General features: G+C 61.6%; 21 protein-coding genes. 13 read left to right on the forward strand and 8 right to left on the reverse strand.

Annotation, left to right across the window (positions count from 1 at the left end):
* Positions 1–135: 135 nt before the first annotated feature.
* The 8 genes from OH720_RS05225 to OH720_RS05260 all read right to left on the reverse strand — a co-directional run bounded on the left by OH720_RS05225 (position 136) and on the right by OH720_RS05260 (position 10,192).
* A complete protein-coding gene (locus tag OH720_RS05225) occupies positions 136–1,620 on the reverse strand; it encodes an APC family permease (protein ID WP_272604799.1) in 1,485 nt (494 codons plus the stop codon).
* A gap of 215 nt (positions 1,621–1,835) precedes the next feature.
* Positions 1,836–3,260 (reverse strand): gamma-aminobutyraldehyde dehydrogenase, encoded by a 1,425-nt coding sequence (locus OH720_RS05230; RefSeq protein ID WP_008057836.1) that lies wholly within the window; start codon positions 3,258–3,260, stop codon positions 1,836–1,838.
* Between the two features lie 190 nt (positions 3,261–3,450).
* Positions 3,451–4,260: an ABC transporter permease gene (locus OH720_RS05235; RefSeq protein ID WP_056856299.1), complete on the reverse strand. Its 810-nt coding sequence runs from the start codon at positions 4,258–4,260 to the stop codon at positions 3,451–3,453.
* Positions 4,250–5,197: an ABC transporter permease gene (locus OH720_RS05240; RefSeq protein WP_008058704.1), complete on the reverse strand. Its 948-nt coding sequence runs from the start codon at positions 5,195–5,197 to the stop codon at positions 4,250–4,252. The genes OH720_RS05235 and OH720_RS05240 overlap by 11 nt, the downstream gene beginning before the upstream one ends.
* Before the next feature lies 1 nt (position 5,198).
* Positions 5,199–6,236, reverse strand: a complete 1,038-nt coding sequence (locus OH720_RS05245; protein WP_272604800.1) for an ABC transporter ATP-binding protein — start codon at positions 6,234–6,236, stop codon at positions 5,199–5,201.
* A 217-nt stretch (positions 6,237–6,453) separates the two neighbouring features.
* Positions 6,454–7,605, reverse strand: coding sequence for a putative ABC transporter substrate-binding protein YdcS (gene ydcS / locus OH720_RS05250; protein WP_272604801.1), 1,152 nt, complete (start codon positions 7,603–7,605; stop codon positions 6,454–6,456).
* 83 nt (positions 7,606–7,688) lie between these two features.
* Positions 7,689–9,146: a gamma-aminobutyraldehyde dehydrogenase gene (locus OH720_RS05255; RefSeq protein ID WP_272604802.1), complete on the reverse strand. Its 1,458-nt coding sequence runs from the start codon at positions 9,144–9,146 to the stop codon at positions 7,689–7,691.
* Between the two features lie 131 nt (positions 9,147–9,277).
* Entirely contained in the window at positions 9,278–10,192 is a 915-nt protein-coding gene (locus OH720_RS05260) for a LysR family transcriptional regulator (protein WP_020799666.1), read from the reverse strand.
* A gap of 626 nt (positions 10,193–10,818) precedes the next feature.
* Between OH720_RS05260 and OH720_RS05265 the strand changes: the two genes are divergently transcribed.
* The 13 genes from OH720_RS05265 (at position 10,819) to OH720_RS05325 (ending at position 25,879) form a co-directional block, all read left to right on the forward strand.
* Positions 10,819–11,502, forward strand: a complete 684-nt coding sequence (locus OH720_RS05265) for a tellurite resistance TerB family protein (protein ID WP_272604803.1) — start codon at positions 10,819–10,821, stop codon at positions 11,500–11,502.
* A gap of 295 nt (positions 11,503–11,797) precedes the next feature.
* Entirely contained in the window at positions 11,798–13,420 is a 1,623-nt protein-coding gene (locus tag OH720_RS05270; RefSeq protein ID WP_272604804.1) for a methyl-accepting chemotaxis protein, read from the forward strand.
* A complete protein-coding gene (locus tag OH720_RS05275; protein ID WP_272604805.1) occupies positions 13,420–13,956 on the forward strand; it encodes a chemotaxis protein CheW in 537 nt (178 codons plus the stop codon). Before OH720_RS05270 ends, OH720_RS05275 begins: the two co-directional genes overlap by 1 nt.
* Positions 13,953–15,224, forward strand: a complete 1,272-nt coding sequence (locus OH720_RS05280) for a CheR family methyltransferase (RefSeq protein WP_272604806.1) — start codon at positions 13,953–13,955, stop codon at positions 15,222–15,224. Before OH720_RS05275 ends, OH720_RS05280 begins: the two co-directional genes overlap by 4 nt.
* Positions 15,221–15,904 carry a chemotaxis protein CheW gene (locus tag OH720_RS05285; RefSeq protein WP_272604807.1) on the forward strand — a complete coding sequence of 228 codons (684 nt, stop codon included), beginning with the start codon at positions 15,221–15,223 and terminating at the stop codon, positions 15,902–15,904. Before OH720_RS05280 ends, OH720_RS05285 begins: the two co-directional genes overlap by 4 nt.
* Positions 15,901–18,186, forward strand: a complete 2,286-nt coding sequence (locus OH720_RS05290) for a hybrid sensor histidine kinase/response regulator (protein WP_272604808.1) — start codon at positions 15,901–15,903, stop codon at positions 18,184–18,186. Before OH720_RS05285 ends, OH720_RS05290 begins: the two co-directional genes overlap by 4 nt.
* The gene (locus OH720_RS05295) at positions 18,183–19,193 is read left to right on the forward strand and encodes a chemotaxis response regulator protein-glutamate methylesterase (protein ID WP_272604809.1); all 1,011 of its coding nucleotides are present in this window, start codon (positions 18,183–18,185) and stop codon (positions 19,191–19,193) included. Before OH720_RS05290 ends, OH720_RS05295 begins: the two co-directional genes overlap by 4 nt.
* Before the next feature lie 47 nt (positions 19,194–19,240).
* Complete coding sequence (locus OH720_RS05300) at positions 19,241–20,242, forward strand: response regulator (protein ID WP_272604810.1); 1,002 nt, start codon at positions 19,241–19,243, stop codon at positions 20,240–20,242.
* Between the two features lie 92 nt (positions 20,243–20,334).
* Positions 20,335–21,430, forward strand: a protein-coding gene (gene prfB, locus OH720_RS05305; RefSeq protein WP_157295629.1) for a peptide chain release factor 2 whose coding sequence is annotated in 2 segments (ribosomal slippage) — positions 20,335–20,406 and positions 20,408–21,430 — 1,095 coding nt in all. Because the reading frame shifts where the segments join, the coding sequence is not laid out codon by codon here.
* 114 nt (positions 21,431–21,544) lie between these two features.
* Positions 21,545–23,047 (forward strand): lysine--tRNA ligase, encoded by a 1,503-nt coding sequence (lysS, locus tag OH720_RS05310; protein WP_008058740.1) that lies wholly within the window; start codon positions 21,545–21,547, stop codon positions 23,045–23,047.
* Positions 23,048–23,145: 98 nt separating this feature from the next.
* The gene (locus tag OH720_RS05315; protein ID WP_008058741.1) at positions 23,146–23,862 is read left to right on the forward strand and encodes a TetR/AcrR family transcriptional regulator; all 717 of its coding nucleotides are present in this window, start codon (positions 23,146–23,148) and stop codon (positions 23,860–23,862) included.
* Positions 23,863–24,020: 158 nt separating this feature from the next.
* The gene (locus OH720_RS05320; protein WP_272604811.1) at positions 24,021–24,575 is read left to right on the forward strand and encodes a hypothetical protein; all 555 of its coding nucleotides are present in this window, start codon (positions 24,021–24,023) and stop codon (positions 24,573–24,575) included.
* A gap of 26 nt (positions 24,576–24,601) precedes the next feature.
* The gene (locus OH720_RS05325) at positions 24,602–25,879 is read left to right on the forward strand and encodes a flavohemoglobin expression-modulating QEGLA motif protein (protein WP_008058745.1); all 1,278 of its coding nucleotides are present in this window, start codon (positions 24,602–24,604) and stop codon (positions 25,877–25,879) included.
* The last annotated feature ends 142 nt before the right edge of the window (positions 25,880–26,021 follow it).

The raw sequence follows: 26,021 nt of genomic DNA on the forward strand, positions 1-26,021 counted from the left end.
CAACCACTACCACGTGCGTGGTAGGGAAACTCTAGCTGGGGATGCATCCGCGGGACGCCAGGAACTGTTTCGAAATGCTTGCCTGCTTAAGGCATGTGATGACCCCGGTGCCTATTGGCACCGGGGCAGTTTTCATCAGCGACTAACTTTCCACGCATCCCCCGCAGGCGCCGTACCGTGGTCATATGGCTTGGCGATCCACATGTAGAGCAACCCCAGGCCAATGACAATCGCAGTGCTCAGCACCATGGCGTAGTTGATGTACCACGCTGCATCTGGTGTCCGTGGCCAGGCCATGTTGATGATCGCGCCGACGCCGTAGACCAGTGCGCCGATGTTCACTGCCCAGCCCCAGGCGCCTAGGGTGAATTTGCCGCTGGGTTTCCAGCCTTTCAGGCGTGCGTACAGTGCCGCCAGCACGATCATCTGGAAGGCCAGGTAGATACCGATGGCAGCGAAGCTGACGATGGTGGCGACCGCATCCTGCAGGAAGAAGCCGAGGATGATGATCAGCGCTGGCAGGACGCCGGACACGAACAGCGCCGCAACCGGAACCTGGGTTGTCGGAGAAATCTTCTTCAGCAGTCGGCTGCCGATGACCATTTCATCCCGGGCGTAGGAGTACAGCAGGCGACTGGCCGCCGCTTGCAGGCTGATGACGCAGGAGATGAAGGAAATCATCACCACGCCCATCACCATCTTCGAGCCCACCGGGCCGAAAGCGTTGTTGAGGATGGTGCCGACCGGGTCCTTGTCGGCTCCATCGATCACCGCTTGCATGTCCGGCACGGCGAGGATCAGCGCCAGGCAGGCGAACATCGCCGCAACGCCGCCGATGTAGATGGTCATGCGCATGGCCACCGGAATTTTCTTGCTCGGGTTCGGGGTTTCTTCGGCCACATCGCCGCAGGCCTCGAAGCCGTAGTACAGGAACATCCCCGCCAACGAAGCGGTGAGGAAGGCCGGCAGGTACGAGCCGTCGACGCTGATGTCGAAGGTGTTGAACAGCACGCTGATCGACTGGTGACGCTCGAAGATCAGCAGGTAAACGCCGACGATCACCGCTCCCACCAGTTCGCAGAGGAAGCCGAACATGGCGATGCGCGCCAGCACCTTGGTGCCGCTGAGGTTGACCAAGGTGGCGAACAGGGTCAGCACCAAGGCAATGACGATGTTGGTGTTGTTGCTCGGTTCAAAACCGAGCATGGCGGCCAGGTATGGGCCGGCGCCGACGGCTACGGCGGCGATGGTCACGCACAGGGCGATGGAGTAGATCCAGCCGACCATCCACGCCCAGCGTTTGCCCACCAGGCGACGCGCCCAGGGGTACACACCACCGGAAATCGGGAACTGCGATACCACTTCACCGAAGATCAGGCACACCAGCAACTGGCCGCAACCAACCAGCAGGTAGGCCCAGAACATCGGTGGTCCGCCAGCGGCGAGGCACAGGCCGAAGAGGGTATAGACCCCTACGACCGGCGAGAGATAAGTGAAGCCCAGGGCGAAGTTTTCCCACAGGCTCATGCTGCGATTGAAGTTGGAGGTGTAACCCAGTTTTCGCAGTTGCTCGGCGTCGCTGTCGACGACAGCGGTAGTGAGATCGGGTGATGCAGTCATGTGTGTTTCTCCGGAAAATCGGCAGATTTCGGATGTCCGATGCCGTGGCGGAGCCTGGAGGCGCCGCCCGGATCGGTGGTTATTGTTTTGTTTGAAACCAGGTGGTGCGTAATGCCGGTTTCGACCTTGAAACCGAGGTGACGCCATCGCTGGCAAGCCAGCTCCCACAGGGAAACGCATTCCAAACTGTAGGAGCTGGCTTGCCAGCGAAGCTCTTAATGCTTGAACATCACATGCCGCACAACGGTGTAGTCCTCCAACCCATACATCGACATGTCCTTGCCATACCCGGACAGCTTCTGCCCGCCATGGGGCATTTCGCTGACCAGCATGAAGTGCGTGTTGACCCAGGTGCAGCCGTACTGCAAGCGCGCCGACAGGCGATGGGCGCGGCCGACGTCGGCAGTCCACACCGAGGACGCCAGGCCGTAGTCCGAATCGTTGGCCCAGCCCAGCACCTGCGCTTCATCGCTGAATTTGGTCACGGACACTACCGGCCCGAACACTTCGCGACGCACGATCTCGTCGTCCTGCTGCGCATCGGCCAGCACGGTCGGTTCGAAGAAGAAACCATTGCCTTCGACGGCCTTGCCGCCGGTGACCAGGCGAATGTGCGGCTGCGCCACGGCGCGCTCGACGAAGCCAGCGACGCGGTCGCGGTGTTGCGCGGTGATCAATGGGCCGAGTTCGGTCGATGGATCGTCCTGCAAGCCGTACTTGATGCTGCTGACCGCTGCACCGAGCTTCTCCACGAACTTGTCGTAGATGCCGGCCTGGGCATAGATGCGGCAAGCAGCGGTGCAGTCCTGCCCGGCGTTGTAGAAACCGAAGGTGCGGATGCCCTCGACGGCGGCGTCGATGTCGGCGTCGTCGAAGATGATCACCGGGGCCTTGCCGCCCAGTTCCATGTGCATGCGCTTGACGCTGTCGGCGGTGCTGGAAATGATGTTCGAGCCGGTGGCGATCGAGCCGGTCAGCGACACCATGCGCACTTTCGGGTGGGTGACCAGCGGGCTACCGACGGTTGGACCACGGCCAAACACCAGGTTGAGCACGCCGGCGGGGAAAATCTCCGACGCCAGTTCGGCCAGGCGCAATGCGGTCAACGGCGTTTGTTCCGACGGCTTGAGCACCACGGTATTGCCGGCGGCCAGGGCCGGGGCGATTTTCCAGGCGACCATCATCAGCGGGTAGTTCCACGGCGCGATGGAGGCGATCACCCCCACCGGGTCGCGGCGGATCATCGAGGTGTGGCCGGGCAGGTATTCGCCTCCGGCCGAGCCGCTCATGCAACGGCTGGCGCCAGCGAAGAAGCGGAACACGTCGGCAATCGCCGGGATCTCGTCATTGAGCGCGGCGCTGTAGGGCTTGCCGCAGTTGTCCGATTCCAGCTTGGCCAGCTCTTCGCCATGGGCTTCGATGGCGTCGGCGAGTTTGAGCAGCAGCAGCGAGCGCTCTTTCGGTGGTGTGTGCGACCAGCTGTCGAACGCGGCATCGGCGGCGCGCACGGCGGCATCGACCTGGGCTTCGCTGGCTTCGTTGATTTCCACCAGCACACTGCCCAGCGCGGGGTTGAACACCGGTTGGGCAGGGCCTTCGCCGGTGAGCAGTTGGCCGTTGATCAGGAGTTGGGTTTGCATGGCTTTGTCCTCTTCGAAGCTATTTATTTTTATCTGCAGAAACCGGCCCCTGTAGGAGCGAGCATGCTCCGGGCGGCGTTCCGACGATGAACCTGAGAGCACCGAGGGGTGTCAGGTGCCCAGTGTCATCGTTGACGACCATCGCGAGCAGGCTCGCTCCTACAGGGGGTAGTTGTTGTCTGTACGTGATTTATTTCCCGCCGCTACCGGCAACGCTCTCACCACCCCGCGTCAGGTAATAGGCGCCAAGGATCGGCAGCATCGTCACGATCATCACCAGCATCGCCACGACGTTGGTCACCGGCACATCCCGTGGGCGGCTGAGCTGGTTGAGCAGCCACAGCGGCAGGGTGCGTTCGTGGCCGGCGGTGAAGGTGGTAACGATGATCTCGTCGAATGACAGCGCGAACGCCAACATGCCGCCGGCCAGCAACGCCGAGCCGAGGTTCGGCAGGATGATGTAGCGGAAGGTCTGCCAGCCATCGGCGCCGAGGTCCATCGAGGCTTCGATCAAGCTATGGGAGGTACGACGCAAGCGGGCGATGACGTTGTTGTAGACGATCACCACGCAGAAGGTCGCGTGGCCGACGATGATGGTGAACATCCCCGGCTCGATGCCCAGTGTCTTGAAGGTCGCCAGCAGCGCGATGCCGGTGATGATCCCCGGCAGGGCGATCGGCAGGATCAGCATCAGCGAGATGCCTTGCTTGCCGAAGAAATCCCGTCGGTACAACGCCGCCGACGCCAGTGTGCCAAGCACCATGGCAATCGCCGTGGCAATGGCTGCGATCTGCAGCGACAACTTGATCGCTTCCAGCACGTCGGGGCGCGAGAACGCCACGCCGATCCACTTCAGGGTGAAGCCCTTGGGCGGGAAGCTGAAGGCTGCGTCTTCGGTGTTGAAGGCGTACAGGAAGATGATCAGGATCGGGAAGTGCAGGAACACCAGCCCGCCCCAGGCTGCTATGCGCAGGCCTAATGAAGCCTTTTCAGAGTGCATCGAAGGCCCCCAGTCGTTTGACGATGGACAAATAAATGGCGATCAACACGATCGGCACCAGGGTGAAGGCGGCGGCCATCGGCATGTTGCCGATCGCACCTTGCTGGGCATACACCATGCTGCCGACGAAGTAGCCCGGTGGGCCGACCAGTTGCGGCACGATGAAATCGCCCAGGGTCAGCGAAAACGTGAAGATGGAGCCTGCGGCAATCCCCGGAATCGACAGCGGCAAAATCACCTGCATGAAGGTCTGGCGTGGCTTGGCGCCGAGGTCGGCGGAGGCTTGCAGCAGCGACGGCGGCAGGCGCTCCAGCGACGCCTGGATCGGCAGGATCATGAAGGGCAGCCAGATGTAGACGAACACCATGAAACGCCCCAGGTGTGAGGTCGACAAGGTACTGCCGCCGACTCCCGGAATGCCCAGTACGAACTGCAACAAGGGTTCCAGCCCCAGGTTCTGCACGAACCACTGCGCCACGCCGCCCTTTGCCAGCAGCAGGGTCCAGGCATAGGCCTTGACGATGTAGCTGGCCCACATCGGCATCATCACCGCGATGTAGAAAAATGCCTTGGTTTTACCCGTGGTGTAACGCGCCATGTAGTAAGCAATCGGGAACGCGACGATGGCGCTGGCGATGGACACCACGATGGCCATGCTCAGGGTGCGCAGGATGATGTCGAAGTTCGATGGCTGGAACAACGCGGCGAAGTTCGCCAGGGTCAGGTCAGGAGTGACCGCCATGGTGAAGTCGTCGAAGGTGTAGAAGCCCTGCCACAGCAACGTCAGCAACGAGCCCAGGTAGATCGCGCCGAACCAAAGCAGCGGCGGTACCAGCAGCATCGACAGGTACAGGTTCGGCCGGCGATACAGCAGGTTGGAAAACCTGCGCAACGCCGAGCCGCCCGACGAGGTTTGGGAAACAGCCAGGGTGCTCATGTCACACCCCGCCTGTCAGGGTGTCGTGCAGCGGGATCATCGCTTCGCGAGCCCAGCGAGCGCTGAGGCGTTGGCCGGTCTGGTGCTGGGCGCTGGTATCGAGCCATTGATTGTTGGCCTGGCTGATGTTCAGGGTCTGGCCGTTTTCCAGCTTCAGTTCGTAGCGGGTGGCGCTGCCCTGGTACTGGATGTCGTGCAGCAGGCCGCTGACTTCGATCTCGTGGCTGGCCAGCGGACCTTCGGCGAAACGCACGTGTTCCGGGCGAATCGAGAACGGCTGCGGATTGCCGCTCAACTGCCGCGCCAGGTCACCGCGGATCACGTTGGAAGTACCGACGAATTCGGCGACGAAGGTGGTTGCCGGTTTCATGTACAGGTTGCGCGGCGAATCGACCTGTTCGATGCGACCCTTGTTGAACACGGCGACGCGGTCGGACATCGACAGCGCTTCGGTCTGGTCGTGGGTGACGAAGATGAAGGTGATGCCGAGCTGGCGTTGCAGCTTCTTCAGTTCGCCTTGCATTTGCTCGCGCAGCTTCAGGTCCAGTGCACCCAGCGGTTCGTCGAGCAACAGCACCCGCGGACGATTGACCAGGGCGCGGGCCAGGGCCACGCGTTGGCGCTGGCCGCCGGAGAGTTGCACCGGCTTGCGCTCGCCGTAGCCGCCGAGGGCGACCATGTCGAGGGCTTCCTCGGCGCGCTTGAGGCGTTCGGCCTTGGCGACGCCTTTGACTTTCAAGCCGTAGGCGACGTTGTCGCGAACGTTCATGTGCGGGAACAGCGCGTAATCCTGGAACACGGTGTTCACGTCACGCTGGTACGGCGGCAGGCCGGCGGCCTCCTCGCCATGAATACGAATGGAACCCGCGCTCGGTTGTTCAAAACCGGCGATCAGGCGCAGGCAGGTGGTTTTGCCCGAGCCGGAAGGCCCCAGCATGGAGAAAAACTCGCCGTCCTGGATGTCGATGGAAACCCGGTCAACGGCTTTCACTTCGCCGAACTGACGGGAAACGTTGGTGAACTGGACTGCAAGCGTCATGGTGCGGTGCTCCAAAAAGGCGAAGGCCGTCGCAGCGGCCCTGCCTGGACTTCTGAAAAACAGAACAGCTTTTATCGGTGGGCCGAGCACGGTAGTGGCAACGGCGCTGATCAACTGTAGGAGTGAGCCTGCTCGCGATGAGGGCAGAACAGTCAGTATCTCTGTCGACTGACACACCGCCATCGCGAGCAGGCTCGCTCCTACAGGGTGGGGCGGCTTACCTGCCGCCCATGATCGCGATGTAGTCCTGGGTCCAGCGGCTGTACGGCACGAACTTGCCGCCTTCAGCCTGCGGGGTTTTCCAGAAGGCGATCTTGTCGAAGTTGTCGAAACCGTTGGTCTTGCAGCCCTCGGCACCGAGCAATTCGCTCTCCTTGCACGCTGCCGGTACCGCTGGCAACGAACCGAACCACGCCGCCACGTCACCCTGGACTTTCGGTTGCAGCGACCAGTCCATCCACTTGTACGCACAGTTCGGATGCTTGGCGTCGGTGTGCAGCATGGTGGTGTCGGCCCATCCGGTGGCGCCTTCTTTCGGGATGGTCGAGGCGATCGGCTGTTTCTCGTTGACCAGGCCGTTGACCTGATACGGCCAGGCCCCGGACGCCACCACGCCTTCGTTCTTGAAGTCACTCATTTGCACGGTGGTGTCGTGCCAGTAGCGGTGGATCAACGGCTGTTGGGCGCGTAACAGATCGAGCACGGCCTTGTATTGCGCTTCGGTCAGTTCGTAGGGGTTCTGGATGCCCAGTTCCGGCTTGGTGGATTTCAGGTACAGCGCCGCGTCGGCGATGTAGATCGGGCCGTCATAGGCTTGCACGCGGCCCTTGTTCGGCTTGCCGTCCGGCAGGTTTTCGGCATTGAACAACACGCCCCAGCTGTCGGGTGCGGTCTTGAATACGTTGGTGTTGTACATCAACACGTTTGGACCCCATTGGTACGGGGTGCCGTAGGTCTGCTTGTTGACCACGTACCAGGGCGCATCCTTGAGGCGCGGGTCGAGGTTCTTCCAGTTCGGGATCAACGCCGTGTTGATCGGCTGCACCCGTTTGCCGACGATCAGGCGCAGGGAGGCGTCGCCGGACGCGGTCACAAGATCATAGCCACCCTTGGCCATCAGGCTGACCATCTCATCGGAGGTCGCTGCGGTTTTCACGTTGACCTTGCAACCGGTTTCCTTCTCAAAACCGGTCACCCAGTCGTAGGCCTTGTCGCTTTCGCCACGTTCGATGTAACCGGGCCACGCCACGATATCCAGCTGGCCTTCGCCAGCGCCGACAGCCTTCAACGGCTCGGCGGCGTGGACACTGACACTGGCCAGCAGCGCGGTGGTGATTGCACTGAGCAGTGCGGTCTTGTGCACGAACATGGGATTTCCCTCTTCTTCAAATTATGGTCGGGGCAGTAGTGAACGTGGTGAAGCATGCCGTTAGCGGCTTGTTATTAGCGTAGTCAGAGATGCTGCCCGTGGCGTGCCATGATGTGCCGCACCACGCTGTAGTCCTGGAGCGAGTCGCTGGACAGGTCCTTGCCGTAACCCGAACGCTTGAGCCCGCCGTGGGGCATCTCGCTGACCAGCATGAAATGGCTGTTGATCCAGGTGCAGCCGTACTGCAACCGCGCGGCAACCTGCATCGCCTTGTCGAGGTTCTGCGTCCAGACCGACGAGGCCAGGCCGTATTCCGAATCGTTGGCCCAGTCCACCGCCTGTTCCAACTGGTCGAATCGGGTCACGGTGACCACCGGCCCGAACACTTCGCGCTGGACGATTTCATCGCCTTGCTTGCAACCGGCGAGCAGGGTCGGCTGGTAATAGAAGCCGGCTCCGGAGTGCACCGCCGCACCGGTCACCCGTTCGATATGCGGCTGGCCGAGGGCGCGTTCGACGAAACTGGCCACGCGGTCGCGCTGGCGGGTGCTGATCAGCGGGCCGATCTCGTTGTCGGCATCGCGTTTGCCGGCGAACCGCAGGCTGCTGACCGCCGCACCGAGTTCGGCCACCAGGCGGTCGTGAATGCCGGCCTGGGCATACACCCGGCAAGCGGCGGTGCAGTCCTGGCCGGCGTTGTAATAGCCGTAGGTGCGCACGCCTTCGACCACCGCTTGAATGTCGGCATCGTTGCAGACGATCACCGGTGCCTTGCCGCCCAGTTCGAGGTGCGTGCGCTTGAGGGTCTTCGCCGCAGCCTGGAGGATTTTCTGCCCGGTGACGATATCGCCGGTCAGCGACACCATGCGCACCTTGGGATGGCTGACCAGATGACTGCCGACGCCTTCGCCGCCACCGCAAACAATGTTGATCACGCCGGGCGGCAGGATTTCCGCCAGCGCCGGGGCCAACGCCAGGATCGACAGGGGCGTGTGCTCCGAGGGCTTGAACACCAGGGTGTTGCCGGCGGCGAGGGCGGGGGCGATTTTCCACGCCGCCATCATGATCGGGTAATTCCACGGCGCAATCGATGCGACCACGCCAATCGGATCCCGCCGCACCATGCTGGTGTAGCCCGGCAGGTATTCGCCGCTGAGCTGGCCGGTCTGGCAGCGCACGGCGCCGGCGAAAAAGCGGAACACATCCACCGTGGCGCTCAGGTCGTCCTGACGGGCCAGGTGCAACGGCTTGCCGCAGTTCAGGGATTCGAGGCGGGCGAGCAGGTTGGCGTTATTTTCGATGGCGTTGGCGATATCGAGCAACAGGTTCGAGCGCTGCTGCGGCGTGGTCCGCGACCAGCCGGCAAAGGCGCGGTGCGCGGCGAGGATGGCGGCTTCGACTTGTTCGGTGCTGGCTTCGGCAATGTGCGTCAACACTTCGCCTGTGGCCGGGTTGAGGATTGCCTCGACACGGCCTTGCCCTGCGACTAATTCACCTTCGATCAACAATGCGGTGAACAATGGGGTCTGTGCGTCAGCCATTCTTCGGGTTCTCTTTTCTTGTGTGGCCATGCTGCTCCCTGTGACCGGGGCTGGCCGTCTTATATAGATACGACAAGACTAGTGCGCAGACCCGAGGTCGACAAATTCTAAATACTGAAGGTGGCGTTCGATTAAATAGATGGCTTGCGTCCGCCGTGGGGCTGCTCGCGGGCGACGGTCAGGAACGGGTCGACCAGTGCCGGACGCGCCGTACCGCGGCGCCAGGCCAGGCCGACATCGAGGGTCTGGCTCAGGTCGGCAATCGGCCTCGCTTCGATGATGTCGCCCTCCAGCGACCAAGGGCGATACGTCATGTCGGGCTGGATCGACACGCCCAGGCCGGCCGCCACCAGGCTGCGCACCGCTTCGGTCGAGGCGGTGCGCAGGGTGATGCGTGGTTGCAGGGAGGCGGCCGTCCACATGCGTTGGGCGTTGCGGTCCATTTCATCGACGTTCAATTGAATCAGCGGCTCGCGGGCCACGTCAGCGAGGTTGATGCTGTCGTGTTCCAGCAGCGGATGCTGGGCTGGCAACCACAGTCGATGGGGCGAATGGGTCAGCACTTCGGTCTGCAAGGCGTGGCGGTCTTCGAGGTTGGAGAGGATCAATACGCCGACATCGATCTCGCCGCTGACCAGCAAGTGTTCGATGTACGGGCGCTCGTCTTCCATCACACGGATTTCGACGTTGGGGTAGGCACGCTGGAAGCGCGTAAGCAGGTCCGCCAGGTAATAACCGGCCACCAGGCTGGTCACTCCGACGATCAATTGCCCGGCCACCTGGTCGGTGCTTTGTTGCAGGCTGCGCTTGGCGTTGTCCACGGTGGCCAGGATCAAATGCGCCTGGCGCAGGAACTGATGCCCCTGATGGGTCAGGGTCATGCCCTTGGCGTGGCGATTGAACAGGCCGACGCCGATTTCCTGTTCGAGCTGCTGGATCGCCAGGGTCAGGGTGGATTGGGAAATGAATGCGGTTTGCGCGGCGGCGGAGATCGAGCCGGTCTCGGCCACCGCAATGAAATGACGGATTTGACGCAGGGTCATCATGAGGCCGTACCGGGTGGGCGGTTTTATAGATTTTTTTGAGTGTATATCTTTTTTTTCGATGGAGTGGCTGGGCCGTAGTGTTGGGCAAGCTAATCATTTGCTTTTTTTTGCCGACTACTCTTGGGACTTCACAATCTTTGAACTGGGAGGGGCGGGATGAGTATCAGGAAAATGTCGCTGGCATTGGGACTGTCACTTGGCCTGGCAGGAAGTTGCCTTGCGTCTGCACCGATAATCCATTTCCAGGGTGCAATAGTGGAGGCGCCATGCAAAGTCTCTGTTACCGGCCAGGGTCTTGCGTTGCGTGGCTGTCCGGGGAGCGCGCAAGGAGACCTGATCAGTGCGCGAAGCATGGAGCCAGTGTTGACTGTCAGTTCGCTCGACTCACCAGCCGTCCCGGCCCGATTGCTGATCAATGACGGGCAGTACAGGTTGGTGGACGCTGCATCCAGACCGATCACTTCGGGCAACTATCGGATAACCCTGGCGTATCCCTGAGTATCACTGCCCCCGGGAATCTGCCGCCCCAGCAACATCTGGAAGCAAACCCGCCGGGAGTCGTCGGGCACTTTCGATCTAGTCTGATGGCCTTAGTGTGCGGTTGAACCCTTTTGTGGAGGCGAAAAATGATCACCCGTGGATTGCTCGACCAGCTGCTCAAGTCGGGCCAGGATTTGTTGCAAAAAAACGCCGGCGCGACGCAGAACAAGGGGGCGGGCAGTGGCATCGGCAGCCTGCTCTCCGGTGCGGGCGGCGGTGCCTTGGCGGCCGGGGCGATGGGCCTGCTGATGGGTAGCAAGAAAGCGCGCAAGGTTGGGGGCAAGGTCGCGGTGTATGGCGGCCTCGCCGCATTGGGCGTGCTGGCCTACAAGGCCTACGGCAACTGGCAGGCCCAGCAGGGCACGGCCCAAAGGACCGAGCCGCAAACCCTCGATCGCTTGCCGACGGCGCAAGCCGAGCAGCACAGCCAGGCGATTCTCAAGGCCCTGGTGGCCGCGGCCAAGGCTGACGGTCATATCGACGCGCGCGAACGCGAGCTGATCGAAGGCGAGTTCAGCAAGCTCGACAACGATCAGGAGCTGCAACACTGGCTGCACGCCGAACTGAACAAGCCGCTGGATCCGAGCGATGTGGCCCGTTCCGCCAGCACCCCGGAAATGGCTGCCGAAATGTATATCGCCAGTGTGATGCTGGTGGATGAGGAGAGCTTCATGGAGAAGTCCTACCTCGATGAACTGGCGCGGCAACTCAAGCTGGAACCGGGGTTGAAGGCTGAATTGGAAAATCAGGTGAGGCTGGCAGCGGTGTAAGACTTCAGGCCGCCTTCGCGGGCAAGCCACGCTCCTACGGATATCACCAGCCTGTAGGAGCGTGGCTTGCCCGCGAAAGCGTATTCAGCATCGCCGCCCCACTCAATGACCAATCCACGGTCCTTTTCCTGCGAAATGCCACTGGCACACTTCCCGAGCAATGTCGGAAAATCCCCACCCAAAAGCCCATCCCGGATTTTTCCGCGGGATGAGAAGTGGTGCGCAACCGTCTTATAAATGAAACAGCGCCCTCGGCTATACTCCCCGCATTTCGAAATGCCCCCGAGGACTGACTGTGAAGAACTGGACGTTGCGCCAACGCATTTTGGCGAGCTTTGCGGTAATTATCGCCATCATGTTGCTGATGGTGGTCGTCTCGTATTCGCGGTTGTTGAAGATCGAGACCAGCGAAGCCAGCGTTCGTGAGGATGCGCTGCCGGGCTTGTATTACAGCTCGATGGTTCGCGGCGCCTGGTCCGACAGTTATTTGCGGATGCTGGAAATGCTGGGGCTGGAACAGGGGCAGGGCTTCACCGCCAAGGACGCAGCGGACTTCAATGGCTTCTCCACGCGCCTGCAAGAGCAGATGGAGCTTTATCGCGCGACGGTCACGACGGATGAAGACAAGGTCGAGTATGCCGCGTTTGAAAAATTCCACGCCGACTACCACCGGATCCTGCTTGCCGTTACCGACTTGCATAAACGCAATCAGGACGCCGACGCCATCAGGATGTTCAACGAGGAGCTGACCCCTGTCTGGACAGCGGGTCGAATGAAGCTCAGTGATATTCTGCGCCATAACAAGGCAGTGGCAGACCAGGCTGTGGCGGCCATCGACGATGCGGTGCTCACCGCCAAGATCATCATGGGCATTTCCCTGGTGTTCGCCGTATTGGCCGCCGGCCTTTGCGGCCTGCTGTTGATGCGCGCCATCATGGCGCCGATGAATCGTATCGTTAATATCCTCGAAATCATGCGCACGGGCGACCTGAGCTCGCGTCTCAATCTTGAGCGCAAGGACGAATTCGGTGCCGTGGAAACCGGCTTCAACGACATGATGACCGAGCTGACCTCCTTGGTGTCCCAGGCCCAGCGCTCGTCGGTGCAAGTGACCACATCGGTCACCGAGATCGCCGCAACGTCCAAGCAACAGCAAGCCACCGCCACCGAAACGGCGGCCACCACCACTGAAATCGGCGCGACTTCCCGGGAAATCGCCGCCACCTCCCGTGACCTGGTACGCACCATGACCGAAGTGTCCACCGCCGCCGACCAGGCCTCGGTCGCCGCCGGTTCCGGGCAACAGGGCCTGGCGCGCATGGAAGAGACCATGCATTCGGTGATGGGCGCGGCCGACCTGGTCAACGCCAAGCTGGCGATCCTCAACGAGAAGGCCGGCAACATCAACCAGGTGGTGGTGACCATCGTCAAGGTTGCCGACCAGACCAACCTGTTGTCGCTCAACGCGGCGATCGAAGCCGAGAAGGCTGGCGAATACGGTCGCGGTTTTGCCGTGGTCGCCACCGAAGTCAGGCGCCTGGCAGACCAGACCGCCGTCGCCACCTACGACATTGAACAGATGGTGCGCGAGATTCAATCGGCGGTGTCGGCCGGTGTAATGGGCATGGACAAGTTCTCCGAGGAAGTGCGCCGCGGCATGTTCGAGGTGCAGCAGGTCGGCGAGCAGTTGTCGCAGATCATCCATCAGGTCCAGGCGCTGGCGCCGCGGGTGTTGATGGTCAATGAAGGCATGCAGGCCCAGGCCACTGGTGCCGAGCAGATCAACCACGCGCTGGTGCAGTTGGGCGATGCCAGCAGCCAGACCGTCGAATCCCTGCGCCAGGCCAGTTTTGCCATCGACGAGCTGAGCCAGGTGGCCGTAGGGCTGCGCAGCGGCGTCTCGCGATTCAAAGTCTGATGAGCGAACTCACGGCCAAGCGCACTGCCGTGAAGCAGGCGGCGCATGCGTTGTTCCTGGTGTTTCGCATCGGTCACGAGCGGTATGCCTTGCAGGCGATCGAGGTGGCGGAAGTGCTGCCGCGCCTGCCATTGAAGCCGATTGCCCAGGCGCCGCACTGGGTCGCCGGGGTATTGGCCTATCGCGGCGCGGTGGTGCCGGTCATCGACCTCAGCGCATTGACCTTTGGTACGCCCGCGCAGGCGCGCACCAGCACCCGGCTGGTGCTGGTGCATTACCGCCCGGATGCAACCGCCGAGGCGCAATTGCTCGGGTTGATTCTGGAACGGGCTACCGACACCTTGCGTTGCAATCCGGCCGATTTTCAGCCCTATGGCCTGGACAACCCCCAGGCGCCGTACCTGGGGCCCGTGCGTGAAGATGCCCAGGGTTTGTTGCAATGGGTGCGGGTGGCCGATCTGCTGGACGATCAGGTGCGCGCGCTGTTGTACCCCACGCCACCCCTGGACCCGGCATCGCTGGAGCAGTGGCAATGAGCAGCGACCAGCGTTTTTTCGATTTCCTCAAGGAGCGCATCGGCCTCGACGTGACGTCCGTCGGCCCGGCGATCATCGAGCGTGCAGTGCGTCAACGCAGTGCCGCGTCCCAGGCGCCGACGGCCGATGAGTACTGGCGCACCTTGCAGGGTTCCAGCGACGAGCAGCAGGCGCTGATCGAAGCGGTGATCGTCCCGGAGACCTGGTTTTTCCGTTACCTGGAATCCTTCGCCACCCTGGCGAAACTGGCGACCACGCGCCTGTCCGAGCTCAACAACATGCGCGCCCTGCGAATCCTGAGCCTGCCGTGCTCCACCGGCGAAGAGCCTTATTCGATCGCCATGGCGCTGCTGGATGCCGGGCTCAAGCCGCACCAGTTCAAGGTCGAAGGCATGGACGTCAGCCCGTTGTCGGTGGAAAAAGCCCGGCGAGCGCTGTACGGCAAGAATTCGTTTCGCGGTCAGGACATCGCGTTCCGCGACCGCCATTTCACCGCCGAAGATGACGGCTATCGACTCAGCGCCCGGGTGCTGGAGCAAGTGCGCCTGCAAGTCGGCAACCTGCTCGATCCGGCCTTGCTCGCCAACGAGCCGCCCTATGACTTCGTGTTCTGCCGCAATCTGCTGATCTACTTCGACCTGGCGACGCAAAAACAGGTTTTCGAGGTGCTCAAGCGCTTGACCCATGTTGATGGCGTACTGTTTATCGGCCCGGCGGAGGGCAGCCTGCTGGGGCGTCTGGGCATGCGTTCGATTGGCATCCCACAATCCTTTGCCTTCAGTCGCCATAGCGCGCCAGAGCCTGAGCCTCTACCGACATTCGTACCCACACCGTTGCCGGTGCCGCAACCTGTGCGCAGGATCGCGCCGGTGCCGACTCCACGGCGCCCGTTCGCCAGCGTTACGCCGACATCGCACGCGGCTGCACCGAACAAATCCGACGCCGCCGCGCTGCTGGCGAACGTCGCCGCGCTGGCCAACGAAGGCAGAAGCGCCGAAGCCCGTGCCGCCTGCGATAACTATCTACGCCACCATGAACCGGTGGCCCAGGTGTTTTATTGGCTGGGACTGCTCAGCGATGTCGCCGGCAGCGTCCTCGAAGCCCAGGGTTTTTATCGCAAGGCGCTGTACCTTGAACCGCAGCATGCCGACGCGTTGATGCACCTGGCTGCCTTGCTGCAATCCCAGGGCGATACGGCAGGCGCCAGACGATTGCAGGATCGCGCCGCCCGCAGCGAGCGCGCCGCTGACAGTGAGCGTAAACGATGATTGCCTCCGATTCCTTGAGCGTCACCCATGACGATGCCCAGGCCATCGACGATTGCTGGAACCGCATTGGTATTCACGGCGACAAGTCCTGCCCGCTTCTGATCGAACACATCCATTGCCGCAATTGCGCGGTGTATTCGGCGGCCGCCACGCGACTGCTGGATCGCTACGCGTTGCAGCAGGAAGACCACGCGTCAGCGTCCGTTGCCGTTGAGAGCGAGGTGAAAACCCGTTCGCTGTTGATGTTCCGCCTCGGCGAAGAATGGCTGGGCCTGGCCACTCGCAGCCTGGTGGAAGTGGCGCCGTTGCAAACCATTCACTCATTGCCGCATCAACGCTCCCGGGCCTTGCTCGGGGTGGCGAATGTGCGGGGCGCGCTGGTGGCGTGCCTGTCTCTGGTCGAGTTGCTGGGGCTCGATGGCAACAGTAGCGTGGCCGCAGGCGTACGGGTCATGCCGCGTATGCTGATCATCGCCGCCCACGGCGGCCCCGTGGTGGTCCCGGTAGACGAAGTGGACGGGATTCATGCCATTGACGAACGCATCCTCGAGGCGGCGTCCCGCTCTGGCGTGCAGGCCAGCGCCAAGTACACCCGTGGCGTGCTGCAATTCAAAGGTCGCAGCCTGCGCTGGCTCGATGAAGAGCAGCTGATGTCCGCCGTGACCCGGAGCCTCACATGACCCCCGAGCAAATGCGCGACTCCTCTTTGCTGGAGCTGTTCAGCCTGGAAGCCGAGGCTCAGACCCAGGTGCTCAGCACAGGCCTGTTGGCGCTGGAGCGTGATCCGACCCAGGCGGATCATCTCGAATCGTGCATGCGTGCGGCGCATTCGCTCAAAGGCGCGGCCCGGATCGTCGGCGTCGATGCCGGCGTCAGCGTCGCCCATGTCATGGAGGATTGCCTGGTCAGTGCCCAGGAAGGTCGCCTGTACCTGCGCCCGGAACACATTGATGCATTGCTGCAAGGCACCGACCTGCTGATGCGCATCGCGACTCCAAACAGTGCGCCGGGGCCTGCGGACATCGAAGCGTATGTCGCATTGATGGGGCGCTTGCTCGATCCGATGGCGGCCGCAGTTCCGAGCATGGCACCCGCTGCGCCGGTGATGGCCGCGCTGCAACTTGAAGCGCCGGTACCCGCGATCGAAGAGCCGGCGGCGCCCGTCGAACCGCTGGCGGTTTCGCCGAAAAAATCCAGGCGCACCACCGAAAACGGCGAGCGGGTGCTGCGGGTCACCGCCGAACGCTTGAACAGTCTGCTCGATCTGTCGAGTAAATCCCTGGTGGAAACCCTGCGGCTCAAACCGCACCTGGCCACCATGCAGCGGCTCAAGCGCATGCAGGGCAACAGCTTGCGGGCGCTGGAAAATCTCAACGTGCATCTGAAGGAACAAGCCCTGAGCCTCGAAGCCCGGGAAGCCCTCGAGGATGCACGCCGGCTCCTGGCGGAGTCCCAGCAGTTGCTGGTGGAAAAAAACGCCGAACTGGATGAATTCGCCTGGCAGGCCAGCCAGCGCGCGCAGGTGTTGTACGACACCGCCCTGGCGTGTCGCATGCGGCCGTTCGCCGATGTCTTGACGGGTCAGGTACGGATGGTCCGCGACCTCGGTCGTAGCCTCGGCAAGCAAGTGCGGCTGGAGGTCGAGGGCGAGAAGACCCAGGTTGACCGTGACGTGCTGGAGAAGCTCGAAGCACCACTGACGCACCTGCTGCGCAATGCGGTCGATCACGGTATCGAAACCCCGGAACAACGGCTGTTGGCGGGTAAACCGGCGGAGGGCCTGATTCGGCTGCGCGCATCCCATCAGGCCGGGTTGCTGGTGCTGCAACTGAGCGATGACGGTAACGGTGTCGACCTGGAAAAGGTCCGTCGCAGCATCGTCGAGCGCCAACTGTCCCCGGCCGATACCGCCGCGCAATTGAGTGAAGAGGAACTGCTGACCTTCCTGTTCCTGCCCGGCTTCAGCCTGCGCGACACGGTCACCGAAGTCTCCGGACGCGGCGTCGGCCTGGATGCGGTGCAGCACATGGTCCGCCAGTTGCGTGGCGCGGTGGTGCTGGAGCAGACGGCGGGCGAGGGCAGTCGCTTCCATCTCGAGGTGCCACTGACCCTTTCGGTAGTGCGCAGCCTTGTGGTGGACGTCGGTGGCGAGGCCTATGCCTTCCCGCTGGCCCATATCGAACGCATGTGCGATCTGGAACCTGCGGATATCGTGCAGGTCGAGGGCCGCCAGCATTTCTGGCATGAAGGCCGGCATGTCGGGCTGGTCGCCGCCAGCCAATTGTTGCAGCGTCCGGCGAGCCAGGGCAGCCAGTCAACCTTGAAAGTCGTGGTGATCCGTGAGCGCGACGCAATTTACGGCGTTGCGGTCGAGCGCTTTATCGGCGAACGCACCTTGGTCGTGCTGCCCCTGGATGAACGCTTGGGCAAGGTCCAGGACATTTCCGCCGGGGCGCTGCTCGACGACGGTTCGGTGGTGTTGATCGTCGACGTCGAAGACATGCTGCGCTCGGTGGACAAATTGCTCAATACCGGGCGCCTGGAGCGCATTGCGCGCCACAGCAACCAGGCCGTCGAAGCGCCCCGCAAGCGGGTCCTGGTGGTCGACGACTCCCTGACCGTGCGTGAGCTGCAGCGCAAGTTGTTGCTCAATCGGGGTTATGACGTGGCCGTGGCGGTCGATGGCATGGACGGCTGGAATGCCTTGCGTTCGGAGGATTTCGACCTGCTGATCACCGACATCGACATGCCGCGCATGGACGGCATCGAGCTGGTGTCATTGTTGCGCCGGGACAATCGCCTGCAATCGCTGCCGGTGATGGTGGTGTCCTACAAGGATCGTGAAGAAGACCGTCGTCGTGGACTGGACGCCGGGGCCGACTATTATCTAGCCAAAGCCAGTTTTCACGACGACGCCCTGCTCGATGCAGTGGTAGAGCTCATTGGAGGAGCACGGGCATGAAGATCGCAATCGTAAACGACATGCCGATGGCCGTGGAGGCCTTGCGCCGGGCATTGGCTTTCGAGCCGGCACACCAGGTGATCTGGGTCGCGGGCAATGGCAAGGAAGCAGTACAAAAGTGTGCCGAACAGACGCCAGACCTGATCCTGATGGATTTGATCATGCCAGTGATGGACGGTGTGGAAGCCACCCGGCGCATCATGGCTGAAACGCCTTGCGCGATCGTCATCGTTACTGTCGATCGCCAGCAGAACGTGCACCGGGTGTTCGAAGCCATGGGCCATGGCGCGCTGGATGTGGTCGACACGCCGGCCCTCGGCGCGGGCAATGCCCAGGAAGCGGCGGCACCGCTGTTACGCAAGATCATGAACATCGGCTGGTTGATCGGCGATAAGGGCAATCGGGAGCGGTCCGCAGCGAATCCGACTCGCAGCTCGGGCCCGCGCCAGAGCCTGATCGCCATCGGTTCGTCGGCTGGCGGGCCGGCAGCGCTGGAACTCCTGCTCAAGGGACTGCCCCGGGATTTTTCCCCGGCCATCGTGCTGGTGCAACACGTTGACCAGGTATTCGCCGCCGGCATGGCCGAATGGCTCGGCAGCGCCAGCGGCCTGAACGTGCGCCTGGCTCAGGAGGGCGAGCCGCCGCAAGGCGGCACCGTGCTGCTGGCGGGCACCAACCACCATATTCGTTTGTTGAAAAACGGCACGCTGGCCTACACGGCCGAACCGGTCAACGAGATCTACAGGCCCTCTATCGATGTGTTTTTCGAGAGCGTGGCCAGTTACTGGCATGGCGATGCGGTTGGCGTTTTGCTGACCGGCATGGGGCGTGATGGGGCACAAGGGCTTAAACTCTTGCGCCAGCAGGGCTACCTGACCATCGCACAGGACCAGCAGAGCAGTGCGGTGTACGGCATGCCGAAGGCGGCAGCGGCCATCGATGCCGCCGTGGAAATACGCCCGCTGGAAAAGATAGCGCCACGATTGCTGGAGATATTCCCCAAATGACCCTCTCAACCGCAATCCTGGCCCAAGTAGTATTCAGGTGAACGCACATGACTGATTTACAGCTCGACGACTTCAAGACTGACGAAAACGCCGCCATGGTGCTGTTGGTGGACGATCAGGCCATGATCGGCGAGGCAGTACGACGCGGTTTGTCGAACGAAGACAACATCGACTTCCACTTTTGCGCCGACCCGCACCAGGCCATTGCCCATGCGGTGCGCATCAAGCCGACGGTGATCCTGCAGGACCTGGTCATGCCCGGCCTGGACGGCCTGAGCCTGGTGCGCGAATACCGCAACCACCCGGCGACCAAGGACATTCCGATCATCGTCCTGTCGACCAAGGAAGACCCGCTGATCAAGAGCGCGGCGTTCGCGGCCGGGGCCAATGATTACCTGGTCAAGCTGCCGGACAACATCGAGCTGGTGGCGCGCATTCGCTATCACTCGCGCTCCTACATGACGTTGCTGCAGCGTGATGCGGCGTACCGCGCCTTGCGGGTCAGCCAGCAGCAGTTGCTCGACACCAACCTGGTGCTGCAACGCCTGATGAACTCCGACGGCCTGACCGGGCTGTCGAACCGTCGGCATTTCGATGAATACCTGGAGCTTGAATGGCGCCGCTCGCTGCGTGAGCAGAGCCAGTTGTCGTTGCTGATGATCGATGTGGACTACTTCAAGACCTACAACGACACCTTCGGCCACCTGGAAGGCGATGAAGCCCTGCGCCAGGTCGCCGCGGCAATCCGCGACGCCAGCGCCCGGCCTTCCGACCTGCCGGCCCGCTACGGCGGCGAAGAATTCGCCCTGGTACTGCCCAACACCTCGCAGGGCGGTGCACGGCTGGTGGCGGAAAAACTGCGCATGACCGTGGCGGCGCTGAAGATCCCGCATATTGCCCCGACCGAAGGATCGAGCCTGACCATCAGCATCGGCCTGTCGACCGTCATCCCGACAGCCGGCAGCAGTTGCCGTGAATTGATCTCGGCAGCGGACAAGGGGTTGTACCTGGCGAAGAACAATGGGCGCAATCAGGTGGGCATCGCGTAGGCAGGCCTTTTCGGCCAAGCGGACTGCCGTTCCAGGCCGTTTGCCGTTATACTCGCCGGCTTTCAAAAGTTCGCCAACGAGTGCTGCCCGCCATGGAAATCAACCCGATCCTTAACACCATCAAGGACCTGTCCGAGCGCTCCGAAACTATTCGGGGGTATCTTTGACTACGATCAAAAGCATGAGCGCCTGACCGAAGTCAATCGCGAGCTTGAAGATCCGAGTGTCTGGAACAAACCTGAATACGCCCAGGAACTGGGCCGCGAGCGCTCTGCGCTGGCGCAGATCGTCGAGACTCTCGACGAACTGAACACCGGTCTGGCCGATTGCCGCGACCTGCTGGACATGGCCGTCGAAGAAAACGACGAAGGCGCAGTGGGCGATGTCGTCGCCGAGCTGGCCCGTCTTGAGGAAAACCTCGCCAAGCTTGAATTCCGCCGCATGTTCAGCCATGAAATGGACCCGAACAACGCCTACCTGGACATCCAGGCCGGTTCCGGCGGCACCGAGGCCCAGGACTGGGCCAACATCCTGTTGCGGATGTACCTGCGCTGGGCTGACAAACGTGGCTTCGACGCCACCATCATGGAACTGTCGGCCGGTGAAGTCGCCGGTATCAAGGGCGCGACCGTGCACATCAAGGGCGAATACGCCTTTGGCTGGCTGCGTACCGAAATCGGCGTACACCGCCTGGTGCGCAAGAGCCCGTTCGACTCCGGTAACCGCCGTCACACTTCGTTCTCCGCGGTTTTCGTCTCGCCAGAGATCGACGACAAGGTCGAAATCGAGATCAACCCGGCCGACCTGCGAATCGACACCTATCGTTCCTCCGGTGCCGGTGGTCAGCACGTAAACACCACCGACTCGGCCGTACGTATCACCCACGTACCGACCAACACCGTGGTCAGCTGCCAGAACGAACGTTCCCAGCACGCCAACAAAGACACCGCCATGAAAATGCTGCGGGCCAAGTTGTACGAGCAGGAAATGCAGAAACGCAACGCCGCGTCGCAAGCGCTGGAAGACACCAAGTCCGACATCGGCTGGGGTCACCAGATTCGCTCGTACGTGCTCGATGCGTCGCGGATCAAGGATCTGCGCACCAACATCGAACGCAGCGACTGCGACAAGGTGCTCGATGGCGACATCGACGAATACCTGGAAGCCAGCCTGAAATCCGGGCTGTAAAAGACGCAATACAGCATCGGCTGATTCAACCCGATCCCTGTAGGAGCCAGCCCTGCTGGCGATCCTCGGGCCGCAAGGCCCGGGGGCAACGAACCTGATGGAATATTTAAAGACATGAGCGACCTAGAACTCGACCCGCAAGCCCTGCAACAGGAAGAAAACTCCCTGATCGCCCTGCGCAAGGAAAAGCTTGCTGCCGAGCGCGCCAAGGGCAATGCCTTCCCTAACGACTTCCGCCGCGAAAACTACTGCCAGGACTTGCAGAAGCAATACGCGGACAAGACCAAGGAAGAGCTGGCAGAGGCTGCAATCCCGGTCAAGGTTGCCGGTCGCATCATGCTCAACCGTGGCTCGTTCATGGTGATCCAGGACATGACCGGACGCATCCAGGTCTACGTCAACCGCAAGACCCTGTCCGAAGACACCCTGGCCGCGGTGAAAACCTGGGACATGGGCGACATCATTGCCGCCGAAGGCACCCTGGCCCGTTCCGGCAAAGGTGACCTGTACGTTGAAATGACCAACGTGCGCCTGCTGACCAAATCCCTGCGCCCGCTGCCGGACAAGCACCACGGCCTGACCGACACCGAACAGCGCTATCGTCAGCGCTACGTTGACCTGATCGTCAACGAGGACGTGCGCCAGACGTTCCGCGTGCGTTCGCAAGTCATCGCCCACATCCGCAGCTTCCTGATGAAGCGTGACTTCCTGGAAGTGGAAACGCCGATGCTGCAGACCATTCCTGGCGGCGCTGCGGCCAAGCCGTTCGAAACCCACCACAACGCGCTGGACATGGAAATGTTCCTGCGTATCGCGCCTGAGCTGTATCTGAAGCGTCTGGTGGTTGGCGGTTTTGAAAAGGTTTTCGAGATCAACCGCAACTTCCGTAACGAAGGCGTTTCGACCCGTCACAACCCTGAATTCACCATGTTGGAGTTCTACCAGGCCTACGCCGACTACGAAGACAACATGGACCTGACCGAAGAACTGTTCCGTGAGCTGGCACAGCTGGTTCTGGGCAGCACCGACGTGCCGTACGGCGACAAGGTGTTCCACTTCGGCGAGCCGTTCGTGCGCCTGTCGGTATTCGACTCGATCCTCAAGTACAACCCTGAGCTGAGCGCTGACGACCTGAACGACATCGACAAGGCCCGCGACATCGCCAAGAAAGCCGGCGCCAAGGTGCTGGGCTTCGAAGGCCTGGGCAAGCTGCAGGTGATGATTTTCGAAGAGCTGGTCGAGCACAAGCTGGAACAGCCGCACTTCATCACCCAGTACCCGTTCGAAGTGTCGCCGCTGGCCCGTCGCAACGACGAGAACCCGAACGTCACCGACCGTTTTGAGCTGTTCATCGGTGGTCGTGAAATCGCCAACGCCTACTCCGAGTTGAACGACGCGGAAGACCAGGCCGAGCGTTTCATGGCCCAGGTGGCCGACAAGGACGCCGGCGACGACGAAGCCATGCACTACGACGCCGACTTCGTTCGCGCGCTGGAGTACGGCATGCCGCCAACGGCGGGTGAAGGCATCGGCATCGACCGCCTGGTGATGTTGCTGACCAACTCACCGTCGATCCGCGACGTGATCCTGTTCCCGCACATGCGGCCGCAGGCGTAAGTGTTTTAATTAAAAAGCCGCCTTTTCAGGCGGCTTTTTATTGCCTGTCTGGTACAAACGTATCAACTTGTTAGTTCATCTGAGAGGAAAGACCTGTCGTGAATCGTGCAATGGCTCAAGAAGGTGCAGCGGGTATCGCCACTGCGGTCGCTGAAAGTGTTCAGTACCAAGGCCGCAAGGCCAGCCGGCAGGGCAGCGAGCAACGTCGACAGGACATTCTCGATGCCGCGATGCGCATCGTCGTGCGTGATGGCGTACGGGCGGTGCGGCACCGCGCGGTGGCTGCCGAGGCGCAAGTGCCGTTATCGGCGACCACTTACTATTTCAAGGATATCGATGACCTGCTCACCGATACCTTCGCCCAGTACGTAGAGCGCAGCGCGGCCTACATGGCCAAGCTGTGGGTGAACAACGAGGGCCTGCTGCGTGACATGATTGCCAGTGGCGACGGCAGTGCGCAGGCTCGATCAAAACTGGCGGACGACATTGCGCGGTTGATGACCGACTATGTTCACCGACAACTGATTACCCGTCGTGAGCACCTGATGGCCGAGCAGGCGTTCCGCCAGGAGGCATTGTTGAACCCGCGCCTGGCCGAACTGGTGCGCTCCCATCAGCAAATCCTGTTGCAGGGTTCCTGCCAGCTCTTCCAGGTGCTGGGCTCTCGCGAGCCACAACAGGATGCCAAAGTGTTGACGGCGATAATCGGACGGATGGAATATCAGGGCCTGCTCAACGACGCCGAACCGGACGCCGAAGAGGAAATGCTCGGCATACTGAAGCGTTACATGCACTTGGTGCTGGCTTCGGTTTAATTCCTTATGGGTGATGTTCCCTGTAGGAGTGAGCCTGCTCGCGATAGCGGTTTAATATTCGACATCTATGTCGCCTGACACACTGCTATCGCGAGCAGGCTCGCTCCCACAGGGGCAGTGGTCACTTGAGCGGATCGGTTTTCGATAGGGAGTATTGAATGAGAGTCTGGCGCGTCGTAGTGATCGCCTTGTCGTTCCTGCTGCTCAGCGGCTGCCTGGTGACCTTCAAGGAGCCGCTGCCCACCAGTGAGCCGGCACCCAAAGGGTTGCTCGGCAAATGGAGCAGCACCAACGCCTGGGGTGAACCACTCAACCTGGAGTTGACGCGCATCGGCGACAATCGCTATCAGGCGGTGAGCTACTTCAAGGCCAGGCCCAGGGAGCGCGAAGCCTACCCCTTCACCCTGTCTCACCACGGTAGCCGCTGGTATTTCTCGGCGAAAGTGCCGGCCCAATTCGGCGGGCATTTCACCATTGCCGGGTTCGAGCTCACCGACAAGCGTGAACTGGTGGTGTACAACCTCGACCTCGAGCAGATCAGGCAGGCGCTTGGGCAGAAAATTCTCAGTGGCGAAGGCACCCAGACCGACGACGGCGAGGGTGTGTTGATCGACAGCAACATGGACCAGGTAGCGGCCTACCTCGACGATCCCGCCAACTCCGATGTATTCGTCGAAGCGGTTCGCTACCAGCGCCAGGCCAAGGCCCAATAATCAACAGGTTTCAACAGGAGTTCCGGGTGGACGATTACCAGCAGTCGATACGCATTTTGTCTGATCGCATTGTGCTGGCGCAGACGCCGATTCGCGTCCTCGATGCGGTGAAATGGGACGACAACATCCGCAAGGGTTTCCTCAAGGCCAAGGGCAAGGAAATGCCGGCGGTGGACCGTGACTACTACCTCAACCGTCCGCTGGCCTTCGATTCCAGCAAGGTCAAGCTGGAATTCCAGAACATCGAGCGCGACATCACCCGCCAGCTTGGCCAGTTCAACCCGGTCGGGCAGATCATGCGCCGCATGTGCAAGGAATACCGGATGGTGGTGCGCATGCTCGAAGCGCGCGGCACCGAGGATTTCGGCCTGATTTCCCAGGAATTGTATGGCGCTGCCTCCGACGCCTTCCATGCCGGCGACCCGACCCTGTCCGACCTGGGCATGATGCTGTCCGAATACCTGAACAACATCGACGGTCGTGGCGACCTCAAGGATGAGCCGAAGACATTGACCGCCAAGGATGCTGTCAGCCTGCTGCAACACCGCTTGAACAAGGTGTTCGGCGAAGCCGAGGAAACCATTCGGGTGTTCGAGTCCGACGGTATCGTCGCCGATGCGGCGGCGGGCGCCGACTACATCAAGATCCGCGCCGATGCGATGTTCAACGACCGTGACGTGCGTGCCCTGGAAGTCCATGAAGGCCTGGTGCACGTCGGCACCACACTCAACGGTTTGAACCAGCCGATCTGCACCTTCCTGTCCAAGGGGCCACCCTCGTCGACGGTGACCCAGGAAGGCCTGGCGATCCTGATGGAAATCATCACCTTTGCCTCCTACCCGAGCCGCCTGCGCAAGCTGACCAACCGCACGCGGGCCATTCACATGGTCGAGGAGGGCGCGGATTTCCTGCAGGTGTTCGAGTTCTTCCGCGAACAAGGCTTCGAGATGCCCGAGAGCTACAGCAACGCCAGTCGCGTTTTCCGCGGCTCGGTGCCGACAGGTCTGCCATTTACCAAAGACTTGTCCTACCTCAAGGGCTTCATCATGATTTACAACTACATTCAGTTGGCGGTGCGCAAAGGCAAGCTGGAGCAGATCCCGCTGTTGTTCTGCGGCAAGACCACCCTGGAAGACATGCGCACCTTGCGCCAGTTGGTGGATGAAGGCCTGGTGGTACCGCCCAAGTACCTGCCGGAACAGTTCCGTGACATGAACGCGTTGTCGGCGTGGATGTGCTTCTCCAACTTCCTCAACCACCTGAGCCTGGACCGGATCGAGGCGGATTACTCCAATATCCTGTAATCAACGCATCACCTGTAGGAGCGAGGCTTGCCCGCGAAGAACGATAACGCGGTCTGACAGATGCACCGCATCATCGTTCTTCGCGGGCAAGTCGGAACGCCGCCCGCTCGCTCCTACAGGACTTGCTATCAATCCTAAAAGC

It is taken from the genome of Pseudomonas sp. WJP1 (assembly GCF_028471945.1).
Taxonomy (GTDB): domain Bacteria; phylum Pseudomonadota; class Gammaproteobacteria; order Pseudomonadales; family Pseudomonadaceae; genus Aquipseudomonas.